At 69.2% G+C, this 15,193-nt stretch carries 22 protein-coding genes and 3 pseudogenes; 1 reads left to right on the top strand and 24 read right to left on the bottom strand.

Annotation, left to right across the window (positions count from 1 at the left end; translation table 11 throughout):
• From E6W36_RS04450 to E6W36_RS20320, 20 genes and pseudogenes are all read right to left on the bottom strand, one after another.
• A pseudogene (locus tag E6W36_RS04450) lies at window positions 1-2,349 on the bottom strand (DUF2460 domain-containing protein).
• Window positions 2,349-2,792 carry a tail tape measure protein gene (locus E6W36_RS04455; RefSeq protein ID WP_342776795.1) on the bottom strand — a complete coding sequence of 148 codons (444 nt, stop codon included), beginning with the start codon at window positions 2,790-2,792 and terminating at the stop codon, window positions 2,349-2,351. Before E6W36_RS04455 ends, E6W36_RS04450 begins: the two are co-directional and overlap by 1 nt.
• Window positions 2,735-2,926, bottom strand: coding sequence for a hypothetical protein (locus E6W36_RS21755; RefSeq protein ID WP_342776796.1), 192 nt, complete (start codon window positions 2,924-2,926; stop codon window positions 2,735-2,737). Before E6W36_RS21755 ends, E6W36_RS04455 begins: the two co-directional genes overlap by 58 nt.
• Window positions 2,923-3,114, bottom strand: a complete 192-nt coding sequence (locus E6W36_RS04460) for a phage tail assembly chaperone (RefSeq protein ID WP_222873883.1) — start codon at window positions 3,112-3,114, stop codon at window positions 2,923-2,925. The genes E6W36_RS21755 and E6W36_RS04460 overlap by 4 nt, the downstream gene beginning before the upstream one ends.
• Window positions 3,111-3,419: a GTA-gp10 family protein gene (locus E6W36_RS04465; protein WP_222873884.1), complete on the bottom strand. Its 309-nt coding sequence runs from the start codon at window positions 3,417-3,419 to the stop codon at window positions 3,111-3,113. The genes E6W36_RS04460 and E6W36_RS04465 overlap by 4 nt, the downstream gene beginning before the upstream one ends.
• Window positions 3,416-3,853 carry a phage tail tube protein gene (locus E6W36_RS04470; protein ID WP_246048118.1) on the bottom strand — a complete coding sequence of 146 codons (438 nt, stop codon included), beginning with the start codon at window positions 3,851-3,853 and terminating at the stop codon, window positions 3,416-3,418. Before E6W36_RS04470 ends, E6W36_RS04465 begins: the two co-directional genes overlap by 4 nt.
• Window positions 3,854-4,073: 220 nt before the next feature.
• Window positions 4,074-4,358: a DUF3168 domain-containing protein gene (locus E6W36_RS04475; RefSeq protein ID WP_222873885.1), complete on the bottom strand. Its 285-nt coding sequence runs from the start codon at window positions 4,356-4,358 to the stop codon at window positions 4,074-4,076.
• A gap of 112 nt (window positions 4,359-4,470) precedes the next feature.
• Window positions 4,471-4,758 (bottom strand): hypothetical protein, encoded by a 288-nt coding sequence (locus E6W36_RS04480; RefSeq protein ID WP_222873886.1) that lies wholly within the window; start codon window positions 4,756-4,758, stop codon window positions 4,471-4,473.
• Window positions 4,755-5,021: pseudogene (locus tag E6W36_RS04485) on the bottom strand (phage head completion protein); the annotation flags it as partial. The pseudogene E6W36_RS04485 and the gene E6W36_RS04480, both read right to left, overlap by 4 nt.
• A 52-nt stretch (window positions 5,022-5,073) precedes the next feature.
• On the bottom strand, window positions 5,074-5,619 hold the full coding sequence (locus E6W36_RS04490; protein WP_222873887.1) for a head-tail connector protein: 546 nt from the start codon (window positions 5,617-5,619) through the stop codon (window positions 5,074-5,076).
• The gene (locus E6W36_RS04495; protein ID WP_222873888.1) at window positions 5,619-5,894 is read right to left on the bottom strand and encodes a phage fiber-tail adaptor protein; all 276 of its coding nucleotides are present in this window, start codon (window positions 5,892-5,894) and stop codon (window positions 5,619-5,621) included. Before E6W36_RS04495 ends, E6W36_RS04490 begins: the two co-directional genes overlap by 1 nt.
• A 217-nt stretch (window positions 5,895-6,111) precedes the next feature.
• Entirely contained in the window at window positions 6,112-7,041 is a 930-nt protein-coding gene (locus E6W36_RS04500) for a fibronectin type III domain-containing protein (RefSeq protein WP_222873889.1), read from the bottom strand.
• On the bottom strand, window positions 7,035-7,616 hold the full coding sequence (locus E6W36_RS04505; protein WP_222873890.1) for a phage head spike fiber domain-containing protein: 582 nt from the start codon (window positions 7,614-7,616) through the stop codon (window positions 7,035-7,037). The genes E6W36_RS04500 and E6W36_RS04505 overlap by 7 nt, the downstream gene beginning before the upstream one ends.
• A gap of 160 nt (window positions 7,617-7,776) precedes the next feature.
• Window positions 7,777-8,808: a phage major capsid protein gene (locus E6W36_RS04510; RefSeq protein ID WP_222873891.1), complete on the bottom strand. Its 1,032-nt coding sequence runs from the start codon at window positions 8,806-8,808 to the stop codon at window positions 7,777-7,779.
• A gap of 411 nt (window positions 8,809-9,219) precedes the next feature.
• Window positions 9,220-9,498, bottom strand: a complete 279-nt coding sequence (locus tag E6W36_RS04515) for an HK97 family phage prohead protease (protein WP_342776797.1) — start codon at window positions 9,496-9,498, stop codon at window positions 9,220-9,222.
• Window positions 9,440-9,625, bottom strand: coding sequence for an HK97 family phage prohead protease (locus tag E6W36_RS21760; protein ID WP_342776798.1), 186 nt, complete (start codon window positions 9,623-9,625; stop codon window positions 9,440-9,442). Before E6W36_RS21760 ends, E6W36_RS04515 begins: the two co-directional genes overlap by 59 nt.
• A 13-nt stretch (window positions 9,626-9,638) precedes the next feature.
• Window positions 9,639-9,926, bottom strand: coding sequence for a DUF6127 family protein (locus E6W36_RS04520; protein ID WP_222873892.1), 288 nt, complete (start codon window positions 9,924-9,926; stop codon window positions 9,639-9,641).
• Between the two features lie 114 nt (window positions 9,927-10,040).
• Entirely contained in the window at window positions 10,041-10,259 is a 219-nt protein-coding gene (locus E6W36_RS04525; protein WP_222873893.1) for a hypothetical protein, read from the bottom strand.
• Window positions 10,260-10,650: 391 nt separating this feature from the next.
• A complete protein-coding gene (locus E6W36_RS20315; RefSeq protein WP_281277442.1) occupies window positions 10,651-11,088 on the bottom strand; it encodes a phage portal protein in 438 nt (145 codons plus the stop codon).
• Window positions 11,061-11,669, bottom strand: a complete 609-nt coding sequence (locus tag E6W36_RS20320) for a phage portal protein (protein WP_281277504.1) — start codon at window positions 11,667-11,669, stop codon at window positions 11,061-11,063. The genes E6W36_RS20315 and E6W36_RS20320 overlap by 28 nt, the downstream gene beginning before the upstream one ends.
• Before the next feature lie 210 nt (window positions 11,670-11,879).
• Between E6W36_RS20320 and E6W36_RS04535 the strand changes: the two genes are divergently transcribed.
• Window positions 11,880-12,389, top strand: a complete 510-nt coding sequence (locus tag E6W36_RS04535; RefSeq protein ID WP_222873894.1) for a DUF302 domain-containing protein — start codon at window positions 11,880-11,882, stop codon at window positions 12,387-12,389.
• A gap of 217 nt (window positions 12,390-12,606) precedes the next feature.
• On the opposite strand, the gene E6W36_RS04540 is transcribed toward E6W36_RS04535, so the two are convergent.
• From E6W36_RS04540 to E6W36_RS04555, 4 genes and pseudogenes are all read right to left on the bottom strand, one after another.
• Entirely contained in the window at window positions 12,607-13,044 is a 438-nt protein-coding gene (locus tag E6W36_RS04540) for a type II toxin-antitoxin system VapC family toxin (protein ID WP_222873895.1), read from the bottom strand.
• Window positions 13,034-13,297, bottom strand: coding sequence for a hypothetical protein (locus tag E6W36_RS04545; protein ID WP_222874561.1), 264 nt, complete (start codon window positions 13,295-13,297; stop codon window positions 13,034-13,036). The genes E6W36_RS04540 and E6W36_RS04545 overlap by 11 nt, the downstream gene beginning before the upstream one ends.
• Window positions 13,298-13,405: 108 nt before the next feature.
• Window positions 13,406-14,692 (bottom strand): annotated as a pseudogene (locus E6W36_RS04550) (DNA-packaging protein); the annotation flags it as partial.
• Entirely contained in the window at window positions 14,689-15,147 is a 459-nt protein-coding gene (locus tag E6W36_RS04555; RefSeq protein WP_222873896.1) for a hypothetical protein, read from the bottom strand. The pseudogene E6W36_RS04550 and the gene E6W36_RS04555, both read right to left, overlap by 4 nt.
• Between the last annotated feature and the right edge of the window lie 46 nt (window positions 15,148-15,193).

Genomic DNA, 15,193 nt, shown 5'->3' on the forward strand with positions numbered 1-15,193 from the left:
TCAAGCCTCCCGCACTTCGATCAGCGGGATGTTCGGTGCTTCGCCCGCCCGATAGGTCGCCAGCGACAGCGCTATCTGGTCGTCGGCAAAGCGGACTGGCACATCGAACATGAAACCGGCCGTCACCGTGGCATTGGGCGCAGGCGGCGCATCGAACACGATTTCAGCACCGTCGAGCGTCCAGCCGCTCGCCTGTTCCACCCGTTCACCGCCACGCACACACTCGTCGCCTCCGGCCGTGTGATCCGCCGCACCTGTTCGCCGCCAGCGTCGCCATAGCGCTTGACCAGCGCGAACCGCAGGGTCAGCCCGTCGCCGGTTCCCAGCCGCTGGTCCAGCGGCGTCACCGGTTCGCCGAGCAGCGCGGACGCATGGTCCAGCGGATCCCGGAACCGGAACGCATGCGCCCGGCCCCGCGCGCCCTGTGGAAGCGCAGCACGGCGGCGAGATCGGCCTCCGAGCGCACGCCAAGCCCGGCGTCGTAGCGCAGCCGCGCATCGGCCCAGTTGCCGTTGCGACTCTCAAAGCCGCTGGCGGTCTCGACCACAGTCGTCGAGAACGCCTGCGACACCTCCGCCCCTGCGCGACCGCCCAGGGGAAAAGCACATCGTGGAAGGCCGGCACATCCGTCTCCTGATCTTGCGGGAAAAGCGTGAAGCCGTCGCGCTGCACCTGCGGGAACGCCCAGGCGTAAAGGTCGGCGAAGCCGCGGGCGCGCGCATCGCCCAGCGCCCAGTGGATGCGCCGCCACAGGTCGCGCGGCTGCCCCTCCGGCACGAAGCCGGCGAAATAATCCGTCTGCGCGAGCGGGTAGCCCAGCCGCGCCTGCGCCTGCGCCAGCCCGTCGGCATGGGCACGCCGGTCGTCGGCGGTCACATGATCATAGTCCTCGAGCTGCAGCCGGTCGAACGCCGGCCAGGCCCAGCCGGCGGGCAGGTTGGCGCGCACCAGCAGCGGCGCGGCGGCATCGATGATCTGCGGCGTGTAGACGAGGATGCTGGTCTCGGCTCCCGGATGCGCCGCCTTGACTGCGCCGGCGAGCGCCGCCGTCGCCGCGCTCAGCTTGTCCGCCAGCCAGTCGAGGTAGAGCTCTTGCGTCGTGTCCGGCGCCTCGGTCGCGCTCTGGTGGCGCGTCGGCACCGGCCGCCCCGTCTCGGCTGGGTAGGCCGCCAGGGTCGCGGCGTCGTAGAAGCAGGGCGCGCGACCTGGCGGCAGGCCAGACCACCACCAGGGCTCGCCGACCTGGAACCGCACCGCCAGCCCCGCCGCCGCCGCCAGCCCGGCGAACGCCAGCGCCACCGCCTGCAGGTAGGCCATGGCGGCCCCGTTGCAGGGCGAGAGCAGGGTCGAGGGCGGGGTGTATCCGGTCTGCGCCGGGCTGCCATCGTGCGCGCGCTGCTTCCAGGCCTGCCAGCAGTAGGCGTCGAACAGCTCGAACGACAGCGACAGCACGACCTCATAGCCAAGCTCGGCCGCCAGCCGGAAGAAGTCCGCATGCCAGGCTTGCGCCGGGGCGTTCAGCGGCGTGGCGCTCTGGGCGCGAAATCCCGCCTCGCCGGCATCCCACAGCAGGCGCGGGAAATGGCTCATGCCGACGTAATGGTCGATCCGCCCGCGATAGCCGAGCATCAGCATGCCGTGCAGAATGCGCGCGGGCGTCAGGTTGTAGGTGTCGTCGTAGCCGTTGGCGATGTTGATCCCGTGCGGCGGGATACAGGCATCGCCGATCGGCAGCACCGCGCCCGTGCCATCGCAGGCGATCCCGCTCAGGACCGCCCGCCCGTCCTGCGGCGCGGCGAGCCGCCCCGGCGCGCCGGTATAATCCAGCGGCACCAGGGAGACGAACATGCGGTCGATATCGCCGGCCCACACCGGGTCGGCCTCTGCGGGCAGCAGGAAGCCGCCCTCGAGCGCATCGAAATCGAGCAGGATTGCCGCGTCGGTCGGCGTTCCGGTCGCGTAGTTCCACAGCCGCACATACCAGGTGCGCGGCTGGCCGCCGGCGTCGCGCCCTTCGATGGTCAGCGTCGGCCCGAACACGGCGTCGAGCGGCTTGATCGCGCCGCTCGCCTGCCAGCGGAAACGCAGGCTCATGCCGCGATAGTCGCGCCGGGTCGCATAGCGCAGCAGCGGGTGGTCAAGGCTGTCCTCGGACGACCAGATGGCCCCGCACAGGTCGTCGCTGTTGTGGAAGGCGCAGTCGATCGCCAGCGTGTCGGCGGCCGGTGTGGTCAGGCTCGCCATCATCGGCCGCGGGAAATTGATCGTCCAGTAGCGCGGGTCGAACCGGGCGATGGTGTCGTGGCGCAGCGAGTCCGCTGCGTTCGCCAGCCAGAAATCGTGCGCCATCAGCCGCGCTCCGTCAGGGCGCGCCGCACGGCGGACGCCACCTGCCCGGCCGATCGCTGCATCAGCTGCGGCGTCGCATTCTGGGGAACTGCCACGTTGATGGTGATGGCAACCGGCCCGCGCCCTGCGGTCTCGCCGGTCACGATCCGCCCGGCCTGCTGCGGCACGAACAGTTCCGGCCCGGTCTCGCCGACCCGGTAGGCGCGACCGGCGGTCACGCTGCCGCCGGCCGCCCGGCCCGGTGCGCCAAGCACGGTGCCAAGCACGCTCTGCAGCAACCCGCCCAGGAACCCGCCGCTGCCGCCGCTGCTGCCGCCGATCTGGCCGATCGCGTTGCGCGCCTGCGCCAGCGCGATATCGGCGATAACCGACAGGGCAACGCGCTTCAGGTCCTGGAAGTCGAGCTTGCCGGTCTGGATGAAGCCGCGCAGAGCGCTCTGCATGCGCCGCGCGGCGGACTCGACTCCATCCGCCAGCGGCCCTCCAGTTCGTTGCGCAGGGTCTGCACGTCGGTCGCAAAGCCCTGGGTGTCGGCGCGCACCTGCACCAGCAGGCTATCGATCACGGTATCGGTCATCGGTCGGGGAACCGTTCCATCAGGGTGGCGAGCGCCGTGCGGGTCAGCGGCGCGGGGCTGCGCGGCGTCAGGCCCTGCAGCGCGAGCGCAAGGTCAAGCGGGGTCGCGCGCCAGAAGCGGGCGGGTGGCCAGCCCATCGGGCCGGTCGCCAGCATCGCCGCCTCGCGCGCCAGGTCGGTGAAGGTCATGCCGCACCGCCAAGAATTGCGGTCGCGACTTGCCGGAACGCCGGCGTCGCCTGCGCCAGACCGGCCGCGACCAGCCGCTCGTTGAACGTCTCGCGGCTCAGGGTCTGCGGGTCGAGGCAGTGCCACAGCAGCCCGGCCAGCTCGTTCAGACGCAGGTTGCCCGTGCTCGCCCGTTCGATCAGGGCGAACAGGCTGCCGAGTTCCGCCTCGGCAGCCACCAGCGCCGCGAAGGTCGGGCGCAGGTGCAGGGTCTCTGTCCCGAGCCTCAGCACGGCGTCGCCGCGCAACGGGTTGGCGCCGCTCACAGCACGCTCACCGGACCGGAGGACTCCAGCGAGACCGCATAGGCGCGCTCGCCATTGAAGTCGCCGCTATATTCCAGCCGGGTCAGCAGGAAGCGGCCGCGGATGCGCTCGCCGCTCTCGAAGCTCACCTCATAGTCGTCGATCGTGCCGGCCAGTGCATTGGTCTTCAGCCGGGTCTCGGCTGCCGAGCCGGTGAACACGCCGGACCCCGCGAGCGACACGGTGCGCACTCCGGCGCCGGACAGCAGTTCGCGCCAGCCGCCCGAGTCCTTGTTGGTGATGACCACCGGCTCGCTGTTGATGCCGATCTGCGTGGCGCGCAGCCCGGCGACAGTCGCGTAGGTCACCGGGTTGCCGCCGTCGCCGACCTTCAGCAGGAAGGCGCTGCCTTTTCTGCAGGCATAAGCTTCTCCTTGTTTGGTGATCCCCGCCACGGGTGCGGGATGGCGTGCGGAACGCGCGCCGGGGTGAGGTCAGCACGGCCCTCATGAAACCTGTGCGCGAATGCAAAATCCTCCCCTTTAGGGGAGGTGTCTGTCTGAAAGACGGACGGAGGGTGAAAAGCCCATACATGTCATGCATCTGGCACCTCCACCACCCAGGAGGGTGGTCCCCTCCCCTTTGGGGAGGAATAATCACCCGCGCACAGGTCCCTCACACCCCGAGAGGATGCAGGCGCAGGCGCACATCGAGCACGCCGTGCAACGCATCGCCCTCCGGGTCGGCGATCAGCCGCCAGCCGGTGACCCGTGCGCTGACGATGCGGTCGCTCGCTGTCTGTGCGGGCAGTGTCGCCAGCGCGCCGGTCAGCGCGCCCAGGATGTCGCGCGCCGTCTGCTGCCCGAAGGCGGCGGTCCAGACGTCCAGCGTCTGCCGCGCTTCCGCGCCGGTGAAGCTGCCGCTCGACCAGTCGCTGACGAACAGATCGCCGATGGTCACATAGGGGCGCCGCCGCCGGCGGCGGGCTGGTCATAGACCCCGCTCACCAGCGCCATCAGCGGCGCATGGGCGGTCAGGGCTGCATAGAGGGTCTTCTGCAAGGCGCTGGCGTTCATGGCGCGCGCTCCTGTTCGATGGCTGTGCGCACGAACGGCCGCGCCGGACGGCCCGCCGCGCCGAATTCCGCTGCCGCGCCGCCCGGCAGCCGTATCCGCACCTGGTCGCCCGCGATCGTGATCTCCGGCTGCAGGCCCTGCGCCGCCGCCGCACGCGCGATGGCGTCCGCCAGCCGCTGCAACCGCGCATCGACGGCCCGCGCGCCGATCCGCCGCGCCGCCGCCAGGGCATTGCCGCTCAGGGCATTGCCGCTCAAGCCGTTGGAGTTCCGGGCCTCGGTCATGGCGTCTCCTCCTCGCCGAGGATGGTCATCAGGTCCGGGCGTTCGGCCGGCAGATCCCAGCCGCGCACGGCAATGGTCCGCGCGCCCCAGACCAGCCGCCAGTCGAGCGCCACGTCGTCACGCCGGCGGATCGTCACGCGGGTGCGTACGGCGGCGCTCTCGCGCCCGGCAGCGAACAGCGATTCGCGCGCATCGCGACGCACCGCCGCCCAGACGGTCGCGACCGTGCGCCAGGCGATCCGCCAGCCGCCAGCGCCGTCGGGCGTGCGCTCGGGGCCTCCAGGGTTACCCGCTCGCGCATCTGGCCAAGCGCGCTCACGCCAGCCTCATGCGCCGGTAGGGCCGCCACAGCGCTGCGACCGCGACGGGTGGGCCGTTTTCCTCCGGGTCGTCGCGGTGCGTGTAGAGGTGGGAGATCAACCGCAGGATGCCCTGCCGCAGGTCCTCAGGCACGCCGTTCCAGTCGGCGGCGAGCCCGGCCCAGTAATCGATCTCGATCCGCTCGCCCTGGCCGACCGGTGCCGTCACCCGCAGGCTCGCACCGCCGTCGTTCTGCTCGGTCAAGGTGTAGCCGTCGCCGACCATGGGTTGCAGCACCCCGGCGGCGGTGCGCACGCTGACGCCTGCCAGCGCCCGGAACGGCAGCCGCACCAGCCGGATCGTCGCTGCTGGCGTCTCGCTCTGGACGAAGCGCGTGTTCACCAGCACCAGCCCCGTGAACGCCTCGCACAATCCGCGCGCGGTACGGATCATCCCGGCGAGCAGGGCGTCCTCGCCATCCTGCTCGATGCGCAGATAGGCTTTGACCTCGCCCAGGCTCACCGGCTCGCTCAGTGGCCCATCGATACGCTGAGTTCCCATCAGCGTTGCTCCACCCGCAGCGTGATCGCCCGCTCGTCCTCGCGGGCGTCGGTCAGGGTCACATGATTGGTGACGCGGTAGACCGTGCCGGCAATCCCGCCGGTCAAGGTGACCGAAGTCATAGTTTCGTTGGCGCTGCTGCTGACGATGCTGAGTTCGCCCGCCGGCTCGATGCTCCAGCTGCTGCCGGCGATGCGTTCCAGGCCCAGGTAGCCCGCGCCCCAGTCGATCGTATAGTCGAGGCTGGCGGCCGGGTCCTTCAGGTAAACCGACATGATGAAACTCCTGTGGGAGAGGGTAGTCGAGGCGCAGCCGGGACCGGGTTTGAATGAAACCTGTGCGCGAGTGCACAATCCTCCCCTTTAGGGAGGTGTCTGTCTGAAAGACGGGCGGAGGGTGAAAGGTCCATATATGTCATGCACCTACCTCCCTCCACCACCCTCGCGGGTGGTCCCCTCCCTGCGGGGAGGAATAATCATCCGCACACAGATCTCAGAGGTCAGCCGCTTCGGACCAACGTGCGCCGGGCGTCGGCAGGGGTGAAACCCGGCGGACGCCGTCGATCAGCACCGCTGCTGCGGACCATGCGCCCACCCCTTCTTCATTGATGGCGCGCACCTGGAACGCCCGCACATTGGCGGCGGGCAGGTCGCTGATCTGGAGGCTTTGCATGTCTGGCGGCAGCCCGCCGACCGTCACAGCGTTGGCGAAGCCCGCGTCGGCGGCATGGGCGAGTTCGATGGCGGTCAGCACGCCCGGCGGGTTGGTCCAGGTCAACTGTGCGGACGTCGGGCCGGTGCGCACGGCGCGCAGCCCGGTCGGCGCTTGCGGCAGCAGGCTCGCGAGCGCTTCCAGCCCGGCGGCGTTCTGCGCGTCGTCGCGCAGCGCCACCCGCTCGATGACCGCCGGCGGTCCGCCCCGGCCCGCCTGCCGCGCCAGGCGCAGGCTGGCGAAGGTGGCCAGCGTCGCCGGCACGCTAGCCGTCGGGTTGCCGTTCAGGCTGGCGCGCAACGTGCCGTCGCCCCAGCTTGTGGCCAGGCTCAGGCGCTCGGTCGCGCCCAGCGCCCCAGGCGTCAGCCGGGCGCGCTCGACGCCGCCGGCAAGCGCGCGGACATAGGGTGCGGTGTCCCAGCCGATCTGAACGGCGTCCGCGTCGGTGCCGGCGTCGGCCTGCGCGTAGAGCGCGGGAGAAGCCTGCCGCAGCCGCCCGCGCAACAGGGTCGTCCCCTGGCCGAGCGTTGCGGTCGCGCTCAGAAAATCGGCGGCGCGCGCGCCGGGCGTATAGCTGCTTTCGCTATCGGCCTGGATCAGGTTGGCACCCCAATAGAGCAGGCCTTTCGTCGGGTCGCCCGCATAGGTGTCGAGCCCGTTCGACAGGGGCCGTACCAGAAAGCGGATTTGCGTGGTGGCGTCGCTCAGCACCGTCGCCGACAGTCGGTACCAGTCGCCTGGAAGGCGCGGATGCTGGCGCTGATTGCGGTCCAGCCGCTGCCATAGGCCTGCGCGAGGATCACGCCGGGGTTGGCGAGATCGAAGTTGAACCGCGTGCCGACCGAGCCAGCACGCAGGGAAAGCTGCACTTCGCTGCGCCCGGACGCCTTGACGAAGATGCTGCCGGTGTAGGCGAGGCTGGCCGCCGCCTTGCTCAGTGTCTGAGAAATCGCATGCTGGTCGGTCGCGGCCGTCTCCAGCATCCGGTCGGCGCTTGACGTGCCGTCCGGCGCGCTGGCGGCATTGGCCTGCACCGTCGCGCTGACGATGGTCCAGCCGCTGGCGAAGTCTTCCGGATTGGCGAGCAGATTGGCGGCCGCATCCTCGATCAGCCAGCCGAGCGGCGCGCCGGTCGCCGGGTCGTACTGCAGGCGTGGCGTACCCGCCGGCACCGTCTCGATCAGCCCGGTCGGGCCGATACGCGTCGCGCTGCTTTCCCGCGCGAACGTCAGGCCCGCCGGTGCCGCGCTCAGCGTGCGCAGGTCGTGGTCGAACAGCAAGGGCATGGGGTGTCCCGCGAAGAAGGGTCGTGACTCGCCGTGTTCCCCTCCCCTTCAGGGGAGGGGCAGCGAACAGCGCTAAGCGCTTAGTCGCAGCGGGGTGGGTAACTTCAGCCCACCCCGACCCCTCCCCTAAAGGGAGGGGCCTCAAGTCAGCAGTAAGTAATCAGCTCACCGAGAAGCGCAGGAACTTGATCGCCTCGGAGTTCACGACCGCGCCGCCCACGCGCCGGGTGGCGTAGAAGTGGACGAACGGCTTGTTGGAATAGGGGTCGCGCAGGATGCGCGTGCCCAGCCGCTCCGAAATCACGTAGCCGCGCTCGAAATTGCCGAACGCGATCGACAGGCTGTTGGCGGCGACATCGGGCATGTCCTCGGCCTCGATCACCGGATAGCCGAGAATGTTGGCCGGTGCGCCGTCGCTCAGGCCCGGCCGCCAGATGTAGTTGCCTTCCAGGTCCCTGAACTTGCGCACGCGGGCGAGCGTCGCCGAGTTCATCAGGAACACCGCGCCCTGCCGGTAGGCCGGGCGCAGCGCGTGCACCAGGTCGATCAGCTGGTCGGTCGGGTTGCTGGCGGCGAAGTTGCCGGAGACCCCGGTCGGGACGTGCTGCAGGGTGCCGAAGGCGCGGGTGGCGTCCGGTGTCGCCGCGGTGGTGTAGGTGATGATGCCCTTGGGCCGGTTGGTGCCGCTGCCGGCGATGAAGGCCGCGCCCTCCTGCTTGGCGAATTCAAGCGCGATTTCGTCGGCCAGCCAGCGTTCGACATCGAACACGGCGTCGTCCAGCATCACCTGGGTTGCAGCCGGGTTGGCGTAAAGCTCGCCGGTCGGCACGGCGACTTCGGCAAAGCCCGGGGTCGCGGTTTCCGGGCGTACGGCGTTATCAGCGACCCAGCCGGAGCCGAAGCCGCTGGTGGTCGCCAGCTTCTTGTAGTCGGCGCTGCCGACCTGCACGACCTGCGCGACGGCGCGCAGCGGCGAGATGTCGCGCAGCTTGGTCTCGACCAGCCGGTCGAGGCTTTCCGGCACGGCGTAGCCGCCTTCGGCGACGTTGGTGAAGTTCAGCGCCTTGACGCCCAGCGCCTCCAGCCCGGTCTCCAGTCCCTTGCGCAGATAGCGCTCGGTGAAGGCGTGGCTGTAGTCGTCGCGCACCGGGGTGAGGCCGCCGAGCGCCGGGCGGTTCTGCGCCACGTGCATCTGCTTGAGCTGGCGTTCGAGGTCGTCGATCCGCCCGGTCAGCAGCGCCGTGTCGGGAAGGTGTCCGCGACATCCGCGCCGAGCGCTTTGGTCGCATAGCCGGGGCAGCCGGCGTCGATGTCCGTCATGGGGTCTCCTGTGGAAGTGGGACGCAGAAACGCGTTCGCCGCCCGGCCCGCGTCCGGAGGCGGGGCGACGTCTTATGAACCCTCTCCCCTTGCGGGAGAGGGACGTCGTGCGACACGCACGACTGGGTGAGGGGTTAAGAGTGTGATGACTTTAGATTGAACCGTTCGCCCCGAGCCCGGTCGAGGGGCAGCTCCAGCAATCTGGATGTGTCTCGACGAGGCTCGACACGAACGGTAAAGGCCTTAATTCTATAAAAGCCATCACGGTCTAATCTACCGGGGCCTACCCCAGCGCGATCACCCGCGCGTCGGCGTGCATGGGCAATGTCACCAGCGAAATCTCGACCAGGTCCACCAGTTCCAGCAGCCGGAGCCGCCGGGCGGCGTCGAGCCGCGTGCGCCGGGCGCGGTAGCCGATCGACAGGCCGTTCAGCGCCCCGCTGGTCAGCAGCGCCCAGGCGTCGCGCCCTGGCTGTTGTCGAGGCTCAGGCGCGCGCGCACCTTCAGTCCGCGCTTGTCCGCCTCCAGCCCTCGATCCGCCCGACCGGCCGGGCGAGGTCATGCTGCCAGACCAGCGGCGGCGCTGCATCGATCCGCCCGAACGCGCCGGGCAGCAGCACGTCGCGCCCGGCGTCCGGCGTCGAGAAAATGGCGGCGTAGCCGGTGAACCGGCCTGGGGTGTCGGGCATGGTGCAATCCTCATCAAAGGCCGGGCAGCTTGACGCCGAGCAGTTTCAGCTTGGCGGCCAGCCCGATCAGCAGCCCGGCAACCAGCACCCGCGTGACCCAGTTCAGCAGCGCCGAGCGCAGGGTACGGCGTGCATCGCGCCAGGCGTCCAGCACCTGGCGCAGTTCCGCGATATCCCGCCCGGCACCACCGTCGATCAGCCCGAGCTGCGTCAGCGCGCGGCGGGCGCCGGCTTCGCTGGCTTCCTCGGCCAGGGCGTGCAGGGTCACGACATCGGCGCCGCTGGCGTGCGCCTGCGCCATCAGCGCCAGCAGGTGCGCTCCCCTGCCCGCGCCGTCTCGGGGTCGGTCATGGTATGGTCCAAAAACGCCCCGCGGTGTGCCGCAGGGCGAGGTATTACAAGGTGACGTTGCGGGTCAGACCCAGGCGAGGATGATGTCCTTGTGGCGCTCGTCGTCGGTGACGATCGCTGGTTCGATTTCCTCGTCTTCGCCGATCATCGGCCGGGTATCGACCGTGAAGCTGTCCGGCAGGGCGATTTCCAGCTCATAGCCCTGGGGTGCTGCTGCATCGGCGGCAAACGCCTGCGGGGCGGCGACAACCATTGCCAGGACGAGCGAGACGGTGCGGATCATGTAAAATCTCCCGGTATGCAAAACTCTTGGGGAACATCAGCAAACCCCGGGCCAGATGCGCGTTATTCAAGGCTTCTGCGCCGGACTTTCCTTAACGAATATTCACAGACCTTAACGGACTGTAAACTTTTCCGGCAGTCCGCGCGAGTCCTTCATGAGACCTGTGCGCGGGTGACTATTCCTCCCCGCAGGGGGGGACCACCTCCAGGGTGGTGGAGGGTGGTAGATTTATGATACTTATGGTCTTTTAGCCCCTCCGTCCGTCTTTCAGACGGACACCTCCCTTAAAGGGGAGGATTTTATATTTGCGAACAGGTCTCATTAGACCCTCTCCTCTGGCGGGAGGGGTGGTCGCGGCGCAGCCGGGGCCGGGTGAGGGGTTAAACCAGACTTACATTCCCTCGCACCCAAGCAGCCGCCGCTTCTCCGCGTCGGTCAGGAAATCGGCGCTGGCGACCTGCCGCCACAGCCGTTCGCGATCCGCCGACAGCGCCGGCACATGGTCGCGGTCGATATCGAGGCTCAGGTCCGGCCACCATTGCTGCAGATGGTGGCTCAGCGCCGCTGCCAGCTTGGCGATCAGCGGCAGGAGGGTGAGCCGCCACAGCGCCCGGTTTGCCTCCTGGTAATTGGCGTAGGTGTTGTCGCCGGGGATGCCGAGCAGCATCGGCGGCACCCCGAACGCCAGCGCGATCTCGCGCGCCGCCGTGTTCTTGGCGGCGATGAAGTCCATGTCCGCCGGCGTCATCGAGAGCGGCTGCCACTTCAGCCCGCCTTCCAGCAGCAGCGGCCGTCCGGCGTTCAGCGCGCCGGCGAAGCTCGCCTCCATTTCCGCGCGCAGCCGGTCGTACTGGTCGCTGGACAGTGTGCCCCCTTGTCTGCCGGCTCGAACACCAGCGCACCCGAAGGTCGGGCGGCATTGTCGAGCAGCGCCTTGTTCCAGCGCGAGGCGGCGTTGTGGATGTCGATCGCCGGCATCGCCGCCTCCAGCGTCGACAGGCCGAGCCAGTCGTCGAGCGGATGGAAGCTGCGCACATGCAGCACGCTCGAACGACCGCTGGCCGGGTCCACCCCGAAGCGCACGCTCTGCCCGCCCACCGTATAGCGATAGCTGGCGGCGATGCCGGCCGGCCCCGGCTCGATGGTCATGCGGTCGGGCCGCAGCAGGTGCAGCTCGGCCGGCAGCCCGTCCGGCCCGGTCACGGTCTCGATGAACAGGTTGCCCGCCAGTATCAGCTGGCTGATTGCCGCCTCGAGGAACGCCGGGCCGGCCTGTGTCGGGTTTGGCGTCGCCAGCAGGCTCAGCGCCGGGTGCCCGGCCGGCCGGCTGATCCAGGTGGCCGAGGCCGCGCTTTCCGCGACCAGCCGCACCGAGCGCTGGGCGATGACGTTGCGACCATAGGCCTCCATCACCTGCGTCTCGTAGCGCCAGGGGTGGCCGGCTGGCTCAGACCCGCCAGCAGCAGCCAGGGCGCGCGCGCCTGTGCGGTCCGGCTGGCCTTGCGCGCCAGCCGCGAGAGGATCGACATCCTTCTGTCTCCTGATAGAACATTATCCCGGGTCGCGGCCCATCAGCCCGCACGATCCCGTATCGATCCCGCCCGGCAAACGGAGGATTCCATGGCCATGACCGCCCCGCGTGCGAAGGCGCACATGCTGTTCAAGGCACTCGCTGTCGGCCTGCTCCTTGCCGTCGCCCCGCTACTGGAGACGCCGATGGCGCATGCCGAAGTCGAAGGTCTGGTCACCCTGCCGAGCGCGAAATCACTGCCGGACGCCGAAGCGGCGCTGGTCACGGCGCTGGAGGGCGCGGGCCTCAAGGTCGCAGCACGCATTGACCATGCCGCCAACGCCCGCTCGGTCGGGCAGGACCTGGCCCCGACGGTGCTGCTGATCTTCGGCAACCCGGCCGCCGGCACCAGGCTGATGCAGGCCGGGCGCAGCGTCGCAATCGACCTGCCGATCAAAGCCCTGCTGTGGGAGCAGGACGGCAAGACCTTCGTCAGCTACAATGATCCCGCATGGCTTGCCCGCCGCCACGGCCTGACCGGCGTCGATCCGGTCGTCCAGGCCATGCAGGGTGCGCTCGCCAAGTTCGCCGCCGCCGCTGCGGGCAAGCAGGAACCTTGATTGGCTTTCAGACGCCACGAGAGCCTGTCCGCTTCAGACGGCATCGTCATCGCGAGGCGCAACGCGCGCTTGCTTCAACCTACCAGCTGCTGAAAAGTGGAATTATACAACTCCATTTCGTCATTCCGGCGAAGGCCGGAATCCATAGGATCATATATATACAGCGAATATAAGGCGTTAGCCATGGACCCCGGCCTGCGCCGGGGTGACGGGGCCGTCACATAACATCCAGCGCAAATGGATTGATCAGCCCTACGCCCATACCGGCGAAATCGTCTACATTCCGGCTGACCACCGTCAGGCTGGCGTCGATTGCGGTCGCAGCGATCCACGCATCGCGCTCGGACTTTGGATCGGGAATGTGCAGGCCAGCACAGATCAGCGCCACAGCCCGCGTCAGCGGCAGGGTACGGTTTTCATAGGTTGTCATCACCTGGTCGTCGAGCCAGCGACGCAGGGCAGCACCTTGTTTTGCATCGCGACGCTCCATTGATTGAACGCCACGCTCCAGCTCGAAGAGGGTCATTGCCGACACAAAGGTGGTCTCGACGTCAATCTGGCCGAGCCATCGCGCTGCGCGACGGTCGATCCGGGGCTGCCAAGCTTGCGGCTTTCCGAAATGATGTTGGTGTCCAGAAGATACATCAGTCGTCAAGCGCAGGCGCGCGGGACGTCATGCTGGACCGGGCAGGTTCCCAATCGAAATCTTGCTGAACGACAGGAGCCAGCGCCTCGGACAGCGTCTTGCGCTGCGACGCCATGCGCTCAAGCGCCTCCTCGATAATCTCGACCTGACTGCGGCCACCTGCCGAAAGCCGGCGCAGCAGGGCCGCCGCCCGTGCCGAACGGATCGTAATCGGGGTTGGTGGCGGCGGGCCGCTTTTCCATCGTTCATCCTGTGATTGCATGAGAATAACACCGTACATGTACGCACACAAGCACGCATGAACGAATGGCCGCCATGTGGGGAGTCGGGAAAGGGCTGAACGAACCCAAAAGGCGCTTATAAGATCACAGCCCCTGACTCGCGGGTTCGCCGGACGGTTCAGCATCAGGTCGGTCAGCGCCCAGACCAGCGCGTCAGCGCGGTCCGGGAGCGGCCTGGCCCTTCGTAGCCGCCGGGGCCGAACCCGCAGAGCTGGTCCTCCAGCGCCGGATACCCGCCGACATGGCGCACCCGGCCCTGCTCGTAGAGGGCGGCGACCGGCTCGGCGCGTGCCGCCTTGCCCCGGCTCGCCCGCACCGCCCGGTACGGCAGGGCAGGCGCGCACTGGCGGAGCACGCTTTCCACCAGCTCGCCACCGTTGTTGACTTCGGCCACCACCCGGTCGGCGGCGAAGTCGCGGGCGCAGGCGGCGACCACACGCGCCCATTGTTCGGGGCTCGCCTGCGCGACGGTCGCATCCGCCAGCACATAGCCGGTGCCATCCAGTCCCAGACCGGCAACGACGATGCCGCAGGCGTCGCCGTCCCGGCTCACCGGCGGGTCGACGCCGACCACGACCCGGATCAGGTCCGGCGCCAGCCGCACCCGCGCCTGTTCGATCGCGTCGCGCCGCCACAAGGCACCCGGCAGGTCCTCGATCAGTTCGCCATCCAGCTCCTGCCGCCCGAGCCGGGTGCCGCCATAGGCCGCGGTGACCGCCGCCAGAAACGCCTCCGGCAGATGTGCTGCATTGTCCTGCGTGCGCCCGCGCGTCACCGCGACGGCATCATCCTTCAGCAGCGCGCGCAGCAGCGGCGTCGGCCGCGGCGTGGTGGTCGCAACGATCCTCGGCGCTGTGCCCAGCCGCAGGCCGAGTGACAGGTTGGACCAGACGGCTTCGCCATAGGGCCATTTGCCCAGTTCGTCGGCCCAGGCGGCGTGATGCTGCGGCCCGCGCAGTTGCTCCGGTCTTCGGCCGAATAGAGCAGCGCCTGCGCGCCGGACGGCCAGACCAGCCGGCGCCGGCTCGGTTCGAACTGCGGCCGGCGCCCCGGCGGTGCGATCGCCAGCAGGCCGGACTCGCCCTCGACCATCACGGCGCGCGCGTCGTGCGCCGTCGCGCCGACCAGCGCGATCCGGGCCGTCCCGTCTTGCTCGGCCAGCGCCCGCACCCATTCGGCACCGGCGCGGGTCTTGCCGAAGCCGCGCCCGGCGAGCACCAGCCAGACCCGCCAGTCGCCAGTCGGGGCAGTTGCGCCGGCCGGGCCCAGCTCGGCCAGTCCCACAGCAGGTGCGTGGCTTCGGCCTCGCTCAGGCTGTCCAGCAGCCGCACCAGCGCCGCCGGCGTCAGGCCGGCAAGCGCCTGTCCGGCGCTCATGGTGCCACCGCGCGCAGGCGCGCCACCCGCTCGGCGATCAGCGCCCGGATGTCGCCGGCCGGCGCGGGCGTGTCGCTCGCCTCGCCGGTCTTGCCGTAGATCTCCGGGCGGCGGGCGCGCAGGATGAACATCGCCAGCGCGTCCGAATAATGCCGCACGGTGCCGACCTGCGAACCGCCATAGAAGTGCGGCCGCTCGACGCCATCGCGTGCCCGCTCGACCAGCGCGGCCTCCAGGTCGTCGAGGGCGGCGCACATGGCGTCGTCCCAGGCGGCAGCGAAGGTCGGCGCGCGCTTGCGGTAGGTATAGGCATAGGCGCGGGATACCTTCGCGACCCGGCAGGCTTCCGCCACATTGGCGGTCTCGGCCAGCCGGGTCAGGAACTTGCGCCGCTTGGCCGCTGTCCAGGCCTGCGTCGCTGCAGCTTTGCGCGCCGGTTTCGCTGTGGTGGTCATGGACGCCCCGGACGCAATCAGTCATCATGGGGAATTTGTACCAAAT

It is taken from the genome of Hankyongella ginsenosidimutans (assembly GCF_005144965.1).
Classification (GTDB): domain Bacteria; phylum Pseudomonadota; class Alphaproteobacteria; order Sphingomonadales; family Sphingomonadaceae; genus Hankyongella; species Hankyongella ginsenosidimutans.